A 12,358-nucleotide genomic window follows, 5' to 3' on the forward strand; every position below is an offset into this window, starting at 1 on the left:
GGGCCCCACTCTGCCAACGCAGTTCGCTGGATATCGACAGCGTAACCGCAAGCAGGAGCTTTCCCTGCCGAATTGCGTTGCGCTATAGGCCGAAGATTTCGAAGACTTGCCCAAAACAGGTGAAACCTGCTGCCTTTCCGTGCAATGCTGCGGCAAACACGTCTGCTGCCATAATCCGGCAGCAGGATTAGAAGGCCCGACAAGCCATAGACTTTGGCATTCCGCGAAGGGACGGATGAATGGGACGATCGGTACGCCTGAAGTCCTTCGAACTAGTCGCGCGGGACATTCGCGAAGTTGATGTGAAGCTGCTCCACGCTCTCTCGATTGCGGTTGGCTGGCCGCATCGGCCCAAGGACTGGAATTTCCTGCGCCGCGCCGGTCAGGGCATCGTCGCTGTTGACGGCATCGGGCGCGTTTTCGGAAGCGCGATGTGGTTCCCGCACGGACCCGAATTCGCCACCATCGGCCTGGTAATCACATCGCCGCGCACCCAAGCACAAGGTAGTGGCCGATGGCTCATGGAACAGGTGTTCGAACGGTGCGGCGATCGAAATTTGAGCCTGAACTCGACCGATGCCGCCTATCATCTTTATCTTTCGCTGGGCTTCAGCAAGGAAGCGGTCGTGTATCAGTGGCAAGGAGAGGTCGTATCATCCCTCCCTGCGGTGCCAGTTCTGGACGGTGAACTGAGGTCGCTGTCAGCCGAAAATCTTCAGGAGATCGCAGCGCTCGATGAGCGTGCGTTCGGAACAAACCGCCAGAAGCTGCTTGCATTGCTTTCGGAAGGTGCGTCAATCTGCGTTCTGAGCCGCGGCGACGAGATCGTCGGCTACTCCATGAAGCGCGAGTTCGGGCGCGGTCACGTGATCGGCCCCATCGTCGCCAGCAATGACTGTGACGCGATCCATCTCACGGCCGTGCATCTCAAGGAACTCACGGGACGGTTCGCCCGCGTCGATACGCGCGAGCAGACGGGTCTATTTGCTGACTATCTTCAGCAGAGCCGCCTCGGGATAAGCGAGACGGTCATAACTATGTCCAAGGGACGGCGATTCCTGAACCGAAAGGAAAACGAGCCGTGGGTTTACGGATTGGCCGGTCACGCGTTGAGCTGAAGCTGACGTCTGCCCAGGCCCAGGTCGTCTACCAGGTGTGAGGCTCAAGCTCCCATGAAGGGTAAAGTCGCGGAACTCTGGCGCTATCCGGTGAGCTCCATGGCAGGCGAACAGCTCGCCGTTGCGAGCGTCGAGGCAGGCGGGATCGCCGGCGACCGGATCTGGGGAGTGCTCGATGCAGCAACCGGCCGCATCGCCTCCCCTGGACGGGAAAAGCACTTCATCAGCGTGCCGCGCGCGCATGCCAAGATCGCTGATGGTGGCGTCGCCGTTTCGGTCGATGGCAGGAGTTGGGCTGACCCAGAAGACGCCTCGATGCGGGACGCCTTGTCGACGACCTTCGGCTTCAAGCCGATGCTGAAGCCGTTCGACCCCATCGGATCGGGCGGTTTCCGTCCTCGCTACGAGCACGCGCCGATCCATCTCTTGACCACGGCTGCACTGCGCAGCCTTGGCCGAGAATTGCCCGACAGCGTCATCGACACGCGCCGCTTCCGTCCGAACATTCTTGTCGACTGGCAAGATGAGGACGAGGCGATGCCTGAAAAAGACTGGATCGGCCGGGAGATCAGAATCGGAGAGGTCGTGTTGCGGGGCAAGAAGCCCTGCGGACGCTGCGGCTTCATCACGATCGAGCAGGATCGCTTGCCGCTGGACGTCGAAATCCTGCGCAGAGTGGTCAAGCATCACGGTCGTGATTTCGGGATTTATTGCGACGTCGTGTTTCCCGGTCACGTGACAGCCGGCGCGGTGGTCACCGTTGCGTAAACTCCAGTCTAGCTAGTAGTAGCGCAATGCGTTCTCCGATATCCACCCTTATGATCCATCACGACAGACACTTAGCATGTAGATGCCAAGCCCGTTTATCCCGATCAGGGCGTAGGGATCTTCCACTCCTTGTTCGCGCAGCCATTTGATTTGCAGGTCATAGGCCTGGCGTTCGTAAGCGGCAATACAAGGCAGGTCCATGTTGTTGGACCTCTGCACGTGATGCACCAGTTCGTGCAGCAGGGCGCTCTTCTGCCGTAGATCATCAGGGCGCCATGCCTGCGGCAGGTAAATTACACCTTCGGTGCGATTATAGAGCGCCTGCAACTCCAGCCCGCTATTATCCGGCGCGCCATATCGCATCGCCATTTCCGTTGGGGTTACGAGATGGATCGGCGGATGATCGGGAGCCGACAAACCAGTCTGGGCAATAATCCATGCAATGTAGGTGGCGATCAGACTATTCAAAGCGCGTCCTCATTTTGGAAACTGCATTTCGGTGGAGCCACGTACGAAGATCCTCGTTGCGGCGGCGGCGTTGAGCGTCTCGCCAAATCTCGACCGAGCACGACTGTTCGGCTCGCCTTGCATGCTTCACTCCTGGTGTCCTTGCGTGTCTGTCGCAGAGGGTCGCGACGCGTCGAGGACGGTGGCGCCGATGACATGAGCAATACCAAATCCGATCAGGATCAAGGCTATCAGCCAGCGTCCTCCCATCGTTCGAGCTCCTCCGGCACTGATCGCCTGGATCAACGCGTTCCGATGCATCCGCCGAGGGTGGCGGACAGGGAGTTGACATCTCCGGAGGTGAGATCGTCCGATCAACCACCATTGGAAAAGCCGAATGTCATGTCGTGGAAATTCTCCACCGGAAGATTTTTGATCTGACGGTGCATCTCAGAGACGTCGATGCTCACGCGTTTGGTGGAGTCGATGTCCGCCGCAACAGTTGGAGTGGAGAAGAAAACCAGCTTCAAGCCGAATCCAACCACGATGCCCGTCACGATAGGGATAGCGGAATTGCGCATAAGTTCTCCGATTTGTGCGACCGGAATGTCCCGGCACGACGTCACGTGAAACCAATTGAGGTCTGTCGCCGTCGTGGCCGGCGCTAGCCAGGCGTCACGCAGGCGTTGCTTGCTCGACGGTCGCGATCAGGTGCCGGTGTCGATGGATGACGTGCGCCGCCCTAAGGCGCCTCGAATAATGAAGAGCGTTCAGGAAGGCCGCAAAAATCGATCTGAACCTGGCTGCGAGACCGCAATTGGTAGCGAAAGGAAATTCCGTCGGATTGTCGGCGGCTCCAATGAAATTGCGCCGTTGAAGTGGCATCGCTTGCTCCTGGCATTGTGGCTTCGTGCTGCACGGTTGTGTCGTACTCGTATGCATCTTACGGGCGATTTTCGGTCGCAATGTTCGGCACCCGCTGGCGTGACAGCACTTGAAGCCTGCCGCCGTCGTCATCGGCGTTAGCCTGGCGTGACCGTGGCGTTAAATTTGCTCGGCAGACCGTGAAACGTGTAATATCTGCCCTGGAAGGGCATCACTGTGCGAATTTCGCGTGCGCCAATGGACGGCGCTTCGTCTCCGATATTTCATCTTTCATTGCTGGGCGGCTTCGAGCTGACCGGACCGTTGGGCGTTGTCGATCTGCCGAGCAAGAAGCTTGCCGGCTTGTTGGCCTATCTGGCCTGCAACGCGCCGCGTCCGCAGTCGCGTGAGAAGCTGTCGGCGCTGCTGTGGGGCTCCCATTTCGACGCCCAGGCCAAGCAGAACCTGCGCCAGGCCCTGTTCCGGCTGCGCAAGGTGCTCGGCGAGGATGCTCTCGAAAGCGACGGCGAGGTCGTATCGCTGAATCCGGCGGCCGTTCGATGCGACGTCGGCTGGTTCGAGGCCCTGGTCCGTGACGGCAGCCGTGACGCGTTGAGCGCGGCCGCCGATCTCTACCGGGGCCGGTTGATCGACGACGTTACCGTAGGCGAAGAGCGCTGGAACGAATGGCTGACTGCTGAGCGTGAGAGATTGCTTGAACTCGCCCTTGGCGCCATGGTGGGGCTTGGCGAACAGGAGCTGGCCGCCGGCCGCGCCGAACAGGCTCTGAAGGCCGGCCAGCGCGCCATCGTACTCAACGACATGCGCGAAGACGCCCATCGGCTGATCGTTCGGGCGCTGGCCGCCACGGGACGCAAGGCCGAGGCGCTCAAGCATTACCAGGACCTCGTTGCACTGCTCAGGCGCGAGCTGAACACCGAGCCCGATGCGGCGACCAGGTCGCTCGTCGCCGGGTTACGCAGCACGCAATCGGCAAGCGGATCGCCCGCCGTCAGGGAGATCGCCAATCCCCCGCTGCCGGCGGTGACGGAGCTGCCTATTGCCGATATGAGGGACAACCCCGAGCAGGAGATCGGCGCCGAGAGCGCCATACCGCTGAGCAATTCGCCATCGGCTGCGGCGGCGTTTGGCTCGGGCAGTTCCGAGCGACGACAGCTCACGATCATGGCGTGCAACATCGTCGATTCGATGGCTCTCTCGGCACGTCTCGACCCCGAGCACATGCGGGAACTGGTCACGGCTTTCCACGAGGCGATCGACGATGTGGTGTCGCGCTTCGATGGATTTGTCGCCCAGTATCTCGGTGATGGCGCGCTGGTCTATTTCGGCTACCCTGCGGCCGATGAGCATGACACGGAGCAGGCCGTGCGCGCCGGCCTTGCGATCCTGGACACCGTCCGCACGCTAAAGGCTGGTTCCGGCGTACCCCTTCAGGCGCGTATCGGCATCGCCACCGGATTGGTCGTCGTCGGCGAGCAGCTCGGGACTGGCGATATCGCAAAGCGCGTTGCGATCGGCGGGACGCCGAACCTGGCGGCGAGGCTGCAGGCCGCGGCACCGCCGGGCGAGGTCGTTATTGCGGCCAGCACGTGGCGGCTGGTCGGGCGGATGTTCGACTGCCACGCCTTGGCGGCGATCGACATGGAGGGCCTGCCGCAGCCGGTCGAGGCGTGGCAGGTGCGCGGCGAAGCCGCCGGCGTCAGCCGCTTCGAGGCGCGTCGCTCCCGTGCGCAGTCCGCACTGGTCGGCCGGCAGGAGGAGATCGAGCTGCTGCTGCGCCGCTGGGATCAGGCCAAGCTCGGCGAAGGGCGGGTCGTGCTGCTCTCCGGAGAGCCCGGCATCGGCAAGTCGCGGATTTCTGAAACCCTGCTGGTCAGGCTCGAGGGCGAGCCGCATGCTCGACTTCGCTATTTCTGTTCTCCACACCATACGCAGAGCCCGCTCTACCCGTTGATTACGCAGCTCGAGCAGGCTGCGGGATTTGAGCCAGGCAGCGACCCCAGCGCGAAGTTCGACAAATTGGAGGCCCTGCTCAGGCCGACGGCGAAAAACCTGCGCCGCGACGTGGCGCTGATCGCCGAACTGTTGGGGGTGCCAGCGGACGAGCGCTATCCGGCCCCGGAGGTCGGCCCGCAGCAGAAGCGGGAGATGACCCTCACCGCGATTCTCGATCAACTCGTCGGCGCCGCGGCGCAGGGCGCCGTGCTGATCCTCGTCGAGGACGCCCACTGGATTGATCCGACATCACAGGATTTGCTCGAACGGATGGTTGCCCGTGCCGCCGGCCTGCCGGTACTGCTGGTAGTCACGGGGCGGCCGGAGCTTCGGCCGAACTGGGTCGGTGAACCGCATGTGTCGATGCTGCCCTTGAACCGCCTCGGCCGTCGCGACAGCGCCGGCATCATTGCCGGCGTCGCCAGGGACAAGGCGCTGCCCGACGCGGTCGTCGATCAGGTCCTCGCGCGCGCAGATGGCGTGCCGCTGTTCATCGAGGAACTGACCAGCGCGCTGATCGAGAGCGGCGTCCTGCGCGAGACCGACGAGGGCTATGCGCTCGACGGGCCGCTGCCGGAACTCGCCATTCCAGCGACGCTGCAGGCATCGCTGGTGGCGCGCCTCGATCGCCTCGCCGCGGTCAAGGACGTGGCGCAGATCGGCGCCGCTATCGGAAGGGAGTTCTCCCACGAGATGATCGCCGCGGTGTCAGCCATGACCCCGATCGATCTCGACGCGGCGCTCGAGCGGCTGACGGCATCTGGTCTCATCTTTCGCAGCGGTTCGCCTCCGATAGCAACTTACTCGTTCAAACATGCACTGGTGCAGGACGCCGCCTACGCCACCTTGGTCAAGAACCGGCGGCAGTTGTTGCACGCGCGCATTGTTAAGGCGCTGGAAGACCGGCTCCCCGAAACTGCCGTGTCGCAACCGGAAATTCTGGCGCATCATTGCGCGGAAGCGCTCCTCGTCGAGCCGGCCATCGGATATTGGCAAAAGGCTGGTGAACGCGCGCTACGGGGCGCAGCCATGATCGAGGCGGTCAAGCACTTGACGCACGGGATGAACCTGATTCCGAGATTGCCTGCCGGTCCCGCGCGTGATCGCAAAGAGCTAGGAGTTTGCTTGGCGCTCGCGCGAGCCACTTATTCGGTTAAAGGGCCCTGTGAGGAAACGTTACGACTGTTCTCCCGCGCCCGTGATCTGCTCGATGAGAGCGCCACTCTGGACGAGCGGATGAGCGCTTTGACAGGCCTTTGGCGCGTCGAATCCAACAGGGGACGCCACGTTGCCGCACGCGAGTTGGCCCGGCAGTCTGTTGCGGCGGTCGTGCACTGTCAAAGCGACGAGATGCTGGGTCGCGCAAATCTAAGTACGGGCGTAACGCTGTGTTGGATGGGGATGTTCGCCGAAGCGCGACGCTGCCTGGAGCAGGCGATCGATCAATACGCAGTCGGTCGTGAGCCCACGACGAATGTTACCTTGTTTGGTGCGGGTAACGCACAGTCGATCCTTGGACTGACGCTTTGGCCGCTGGGATACCCGGAGCAGGCTCTCCAGGCCTCGGCCCATGGGCTCTCCATAGCTCGCGAAAGCGGACATGCGGCGGCCGTAAGTATCGCCCTGGTTAGCGCCGCGCAGTTGGAGGCAGCAGTGGCGAGCTGTTCAGAGGCCGCCCACGTCGACGAAGCCGTCGCTCACTGCGCCAAGCACTACAAGGCGTACGAACCTTGGGCGCGGTTCTATTCTGGCATCCTAATGTCTCGCCGAGGCGATCCACGAGACGGGATTGAGGTCATGCAAGCGGCCAAGACAGCCGAGAGAGAATTTGACGTCAAGCTGGGCGCGGCGATGCGTCTTGGGCATCTGGCTACCGCTCACGCAAGCGTCGGAGCATTGGATGGCTCGCTCGACTTGCTCGACCAGGCAATCATGATGGTAGAGAAGACACAGGAACGACTGTTCGAGGCTGAGCTCCATCGCCGGCGCGGTGAAGTGCTCCTTGAGCTGGGGATGACGGGAGACGGTGAGTCGGCGCTGTTGCGGGCGTTAGTGGTCGCGCGTAACCAGCATGCGCGCATGTGGGAACTCCGCGCCGCCACGAGCTTGGCACGCCTATGGGATAAGCGAGGCCGCCGCGCCGAAGCGCGTGAACTGCTGGCCCCCGTCTATAGTTGGTTTACCGAAGGCTTCGATATGCGCGATCTCATAGAGGCCAAAGTGCTGCTCGGCGATTTGGCGTAGGCTCAACTGGACAATCTCCACGACAGTACTCGGTATGCCATGTCGAGGTCGATGGACTCCGCATGAGTGCGGTCGGGCCCATCTGGTGCTCAGGTAATAGGATGACGCTGCCGTTGGAAGGGTCGATGCAAATCGGATGTCGCTCTGTGGTGAATATGCGAGGGGCGAGCACACACAGTGCGCCAAGCTGATCATAAAGACCCTCGGTCGCGCCTGGATTTTTCGCTGTTACTTGCTCTTCGATTAATCGGAATAAAATCTTGCAAAGGGCCCCTTATCCCTCAGGCCGGCCAGGAAACCTGGCGGACTCTTCGCCTGCTCGCATGTTTCCAACGGAATAAGAATTGTGTTCAAAAACGAATTGATCGTTAAGCCGGCGGCTTTTGGGTCGCTGCGAAAATTGAACTCGCCGGTCTTGAATGCTCCACCAACGACTAAGAGATGGCCGACCTTCCTCATATCGTCCGGGCTCCGCTGAACAGCTTTGGCGATGTTCGTCAGCGGGCCTGTCGCAAGGATCGTCAAAGACGGTCCAAACTGGTTCGCGGCTGACAGGATGAAATCGACGGCATTGTCCGGACTCAATGGCCCCATGTCGGGTAAATTCTGCAGGATTGAACTCGGTTGCGCGGGAGAAGGAAGTTTTCCACTCCATGGTGACATCGATTGATCGGAGCCGGAATAGACCTTGAGCGAAGGTTTGCCGCAATATGCGGTCAGGCGTCTCGCGTTCTCTGTGCTTTGACTGAGTGTGCCATTGCCGTATACCGTGGTTACGCCGATTACATTGGGACCGCCGATCTTAGCGAGCAAAAGGACCAGCGCGAGTGCGTCGTCCCAGCCCGGATCGCAATCGATCAATACTGCGGAAAGATTGATTTCAGGCTCATTGATAAGCATAAGCGGCTTTCCAGGCAAGACTGAAACAGGGGTTACATGCGGTGCGCGCATGGTAGCGCCCAAGTCAGCGAAACTTGGAACCAAGTCAACTGCGAAGTCAAACCCAAGAGCGTGAGCGGATTGGCCATCGGTGTGCTCTCATGAGGCTGAGTTGAACAGGACGTGATCCTGCCGATTGGATCGGATGCCTGCGTCATATGCCGCGACGCGCGCAGCTCCTGGACACCAACTTCCACCGTACGTGGGTGTCAGTAGCGCAATTAAGTCAAGGCGCGGCGCTGAGCCGTGCCGGGCATCCGATGGCGGGATCGCGATTGAGTCTCAACGCGCCATCAGCGAATTGGCTAATCATGTGCTCGATACCTGCTTCGCGCCTGCTCGCGACCTGCCGTGGAACGAGCCGCACCGGCACCGCGGAGGGCGTTACCGAGACCGTGGCCGAAAAGGTCACGGCGACGTCGGACATCGGGACCAGTTCGAACTCCCGAAGCACCGCGCTCAGGAAGTATGTCAGCAGGTACTCCGCCTGGTGGCGCCCGATGCAGTGACGTGCTCCCGCGCCAAACGGCATGGCACTCGCGATGGACTCTGCGGGCCGCTCGCCGCCTGGTCCCGCGGCGAAACGGCACGGGTTGAACAGGCGCGCGTCCGCGAAGAATGCCTCGTTCAGGCCCACAGCCGTCTTCATCCACATCACGTTCGTCTTGGCCGGGATACTGATGCCCTCCACCTCCATTGACCGGGTCTCGGAGATCTTCGAACTGAACGGAACAGGCGGAAAGAGGCGCATCGTTTCGTGGAGGACGTTCAGCACGAAGGGATCCCCTGCACGCTTGCCCGCGTCTCCTGCCTGAAGCACCCGGGCTCGGGCCTCGTCCTGCACATCCGGGTTGCGGGAAAGCAGATAGAGCGCCTGGGCCATCGTATAGCTCATGGCGTCGGTGCCGCCTGCGACGAGCGAGATCAACTCTTCGACGCACTCCTCGTGGCTCCAGCTGGCCTTGCCGCCTGACGGAGCGAGCTTCAGGTTGACGAGCCTTCCCAGCGCATCCTCACGCGGCCCTTCGCCCTCTCCCGGCTTCAAACGCCGTTGCAGCCGCCGCTCCAACGCAGCCTCAAGATGGTCGAAGAGGTAGCGATATGCGGTTCTCGCCCGGCCTGCCCGGACCGGGAAGAGCCCTCGTACGAAGAAAGGATGAAACGCCCGGAAGCTGATCGCTTCCTCGAGCTCTCCGATCGCCGCCAAATACGCCGAGAGGTCGGTCCGCTGCTCCCACTCCTCGCCGCAGAGGAAAGAACCCAGGCTATTGGCGCTCCAGTGATGCAGGTCCGCCTTAAGGCTGCCATGCCGCGTGTTGCCGGATCGCCAGGTCCGAAGGTAGAGCGTCGAAACCTCCTCCAGGCGGCAAGCCCCCTGCTGTACCGCCTTCGGCGTAAAGTGCGGGTTCATCTGCTGGCGATGCGCCGTGTGCCTCTCCCCCCGCTTCAGTCCCATCAGACTTCGGGCAAGCACGGTGTTGTCGGCGACCCGGTTCGAATCCATATCCTTCTGCCCGAGCTCCTTCGGCGCGACGGAAAGCGAGACGAACGGCGTGTTACCCCAAGCCATGTGGACCCTCACTACCGGACCGCACAACCGATGCAATTCCACCAGAGCCCGATCGCGGGCGCCATGTTCGTGGAGCAGCAGAGATCTGAGACTACCCAGGAAGAACGAAGGCTTCGGACCGGGAATGTGGGCGTATCGCCGAAACTCGCGCCACCGGAGAGCCACACAAAGAGCCAGCAGCCCAATTGGCGCCAGCGCTGCGAAGAACCAGGGTTGGCGAAAGGACAAGCCGGCCGCGATGGCTAAACCGGAGGCAACGAGCACGATGGCAACTGCGAAGCCATAGATGAATTCGTATGACTTCAGAAGGCCTACCGTGTTCTTCATTGCCGGGTCGCCGCAGCGAAGAAGCGCTTCAAGCCGATTCCGGCCGGAAGAATGGTCACGACAGCGACAGTGTGATGCGGGCGCATGATCGTCGTCCGATTTTTGAGACGGGATATCCGTCACATCGTCGGGCGACATCACTCGAAGCCTGTCGTTGCCGGCGTTAGCCCGGCGTGACAGCGGCGTTACTTTTTGCCCGGAAAACCGGGAAAAGTGCAGAACCCGCCTTCTGAGCATTCTTTCTGATTGAAGGCGCCAGAAATCGATCCACCACCGCCGGCGCAAGGCCGCGCCGTCGGCAGATCGATTGTGGCGCGATCGATACGCTCATCGCGCCTCCTACCCCGCCTTTTCACGGGGCTTCGGGCAGAAGTAACGCTTCCGTAACACCCGACTAACGTCAGCGACGACGGCGACAGGCTTCAATTGGTGTCACGCAATGATGTGCCGGGACGTCCCGGTCGCAAAATCGGAGTACCACCATGCGCGCCTATCTACAGTTCGAATCAGGCAACGATCATCTGCGCCCCGGTGCGATCTTCAGCCTGCCTGCCACGTGGTGGCAGCGAGTCTGTTTCAGGGCAGAGTTGCGCGCGGATCTCAGAGACAAGCCCGATTTTCTCCGAGATATCGGCATCGGCCTGCACGAAGCGCAAGCCGAAGCTTCACGGTTTTTCTGGGAACCTTTATTGCTGAAGCACCGATAGTTGGCCTGCTCGCGCTGGTTGTTGCTAGATATTCTTTGATCTCCCGGTGCACACATCGTGCACACGCGACCTTCTAACCAATTGAAAAAGCTAAACTCTCGTTCCAGTCCATCATGGGGAAGTTTGAGCTAGGTCCAGCCAGCGGGAGCCACTCAGATCTAACATCTTCACCCAACGTTCGCTTTGCGCACCGCTCGGACCTGTCAAAGCAATTGGAAGCTTTTGCCGCGAGCGTTAGAATCGTTGCTGATACTTAGTGATCTTGCATGCCGAGCACGCGCAAGGCCTAGTAATTCGTTGCAGTCTTCTCGTTCGGAATCCCCTCGATCGGACATTCGGAAGTGCCCGCGGTCGGGCGCGTCATTGCCTCGACCATTTCTCGTGTGCCTTCGGGATCGGCGATCCACTTCGAGTAGAAGTCGTAAGGACAGGCCGCCAGGCCCTTCGCGCTTTCGCCGGAATTGATCATGCCGGTGTAGCCCCGATGGACCAGCTTGTAGAGGTGGTTCTGCGACTGGTTGTTGCGGCGGGCGTCGCGGATCAGGTTCTTCGACAGCGCCGCGTACTGGATGCCGTATTCCTCTTCGCCGGTCTCACCCAAGGTGCGGCCGTCGAAGCCGATGATCGCGGAATGACCGAAATAGGAATATACGCCGTCGAAACCGGCGGCATTGGCGACCGCGACGTAGACGTTGTTCGCCCAGGCCATCGCCTTGGAAATCAACACCTGCTGCTCCTTGGCCGGATACATGTAGCCCTGGCAGCGCACGATCAACTCGGCGCCCTTCATGGCGCAGTCGCGCCAGATCTCGGGGAAATTGCCGTCGTCGCAGATGATCAGGCTGACTTTCAGTCCTTTCGGACCGTCGGACACATAGGTGCAATTGCCGGGATACCAGCCTTCGATCGGCACCCAGGGCATGATCTTGCGGTACTTCTGGACGATCTCGCCCTTGTCGTTCATTAGGATCAGGGTGTTGTACGGCGCCTTGTGCGGATGCTCCTCGTGACGCTCGCCGGTCAGCGAGAACACGCCCCACACTTTCGCCTTGCGGCAGGCTTCGGCGAAGATCGCGGTTTCCTCGCCCGGCACGACGGAGGCGGTCTCGTACATCTCCTTGGAGTCGTACATGATGCCGTGGGTGGAATATTCCGGAAAGATCACGAGATCCATGCCCGGCAGGCCAAGCTTCATGCCCACCACCATGTCGGCGATCTTGCGGGCGTTGTCGAGCACCTCGGCCTTGGTATGCAGGCGCGGCATTTTATAATTGACGACGGCTACGCCGACTGTGTCGTTGCTCGAGGAAATGTCACCGTGAAGCATGGGTTCGCCTCTCCTGTTCTTGTTCAACTCT

General features: G+C 61.0%; 10 protein-coding genes. 4 read left to right on the forward strand and 6 right to left on the reverse strand.

Translation table 11 applies throughout. The annotated features are described in order from the left end of the window. Window positions 1-239: 239 nt before the first annotated feature. Both JQ574_RS00550 and JQ574_RS00555 read left to right on the forward strand, forming a co-directional pair. Window positions 240-1,118, forward strand: coding sequence for a GNAT family N-acetyltransferase (locus JQ574_RS00550; RefSeq protein ID WP_212208365.1), 879 nt, complete (start codon window positions 240-242; stop codon window positions 1,116-1,118). 54 nt (window positions 1,119-1,172) lie between these two features. After that, window positions 1,173-1,886 carry an MOSC domain-containing protein gene (locus JQ574_RS00555; RefSeq protein ID WP_212208364.1) on the forward strand — a complete coding sequence of 238 codons (714 nt, stop codon included), beginning with the start codon at window positions 1,173-1,175 and terminating at the stop codon, window positions 1,884-1,886. Between the two features lie 48 nt (window positions 1,887-1,934). Here the strand turns inward: JQ574_RS00555 and JQ574_RS00560 are convergent, their stop codons facing one another. Continuing rightward, window positions 1,935-2,354, reverse strand: coding sequence for a DUF6647 family protein (locus JQ574_RS00560; protein WP_212208363.1), 420 nt, complete (start codon window positions 2,352-2,354; stop codon window positions 1,935-1,937). A gap of 353 nt (window positions 2,355-2,707) precedes the next feature. Beyond that, window positions 2,708-2,914 carry a hypothetical protein gene (locus JQ574_RS00565; RefSeq protein ID WP_212208362.1) on the reverse strand — a complete coding sequence of 69 codons (207 nt, stop codon included), beginning with the start codon at window positions 2,912-2,914 and terminating at the stop codon, window positions 2,708-2,710. 541 nt (window positions 2,915-3,455) lie between these two features. Here JQ574_RS00565 and JQ574_RS00570 point away from each other — a divergent pair. Then, window positions 3,456-7,457 carry a BTAD domain-containing putative transcriptional regulator gene (locus JQ574_RS00570; RefSeq protein WP_212295486.1) on the forward strand — a complete coding sequence of 1,334 codons (4,002 nt, stop codon included), beginning with the start codon at window positions 3,456-3,458 and terminating at the stop codon, window positions 7,455-7,457. A gap of 243 nt (window positions 7,458-7,700) precedes the next feature. Here the strand turns inward: JQ574_RS00570 and JQ574_RS00575 are convergent, their stop codons facing one another. The 3 genes from JQ574_RS00575 to JQ574_RS00585 form a co-directional block, all read right to left on the reverse strand. After that, a complete protein-coding gene (locus tag JQ574_RS00575; RefSeq protein ID WP_212208360.1) occupies window positions 7,701-8,357 on the reverse strand; it encodes a nucleoside hydrolase in 657 nt (218 codons plus the stop codon). Between the two features lie 265 nt (window positions 8,358-8,622). Beyond that, on the reverse strand, window positions 8,623-10,431 hold the full coding sequence (locus tag JQ574_RS00580; RefSeq protein WP_212208359.1) for a cytochrome P450: 1,809 nt from the start codon (window positions 10,429-10,431) through the stop codon (window positions 8,623-8,625). Between the two features lie 25 nt (window positions 10,432-10,456). Next, on the reverse strand, window positions 10,457-10,624 hold the full coding sequence (locus JQ574_RS00585; protein ID WP_212208358.1) for a hypothetical protein: 168 nt from the start codon (window positions 10,622-10,624) through the stop codon (window positions 10,457-10,459). Between the two features lie 151 nt (window positions 10,625-10,775). On the opposite strand from JQ574_RS00585, the gene JQ574_RS00590 reads away from it, so the two are divergent. After that, a complete protein-coding gene (locus JQ574_RS00590; protein WP_212208357.1) occupies window positions 10,776-11,000 on the forward strand; it encodes a hypothetical protein in 225 nt (74 codons plus the stop codon). Window positions 11,001-11,286: 286 nt separating this feature from the next. Here JQ574_RS00590 and JQ574_RS00595 read toward each other — a convergent pair whose 3' ends face one another. Next, window positions 11,287-12,327, reverse strand: coding sequence for an aliphatic amidase (locus JQ574_RS00595; protein WP_212208356.1), 1,041 nt, complete (start codon window positions 12,325-12,327; stop codon window positions 11,287-11,289). Window positions 12,328-12,358: the final 31 nt, after the last annotated feature.

This window comes from Bradyrhizobium sp. AUGA SZCCT0158 (assembly GCF_018130065.1).
GTDB lineage: Bacteria > Pseudomonadota > Alphaproteobacteria > Rhizobiales > Xanthobacteraceae > Bradyrhizobium.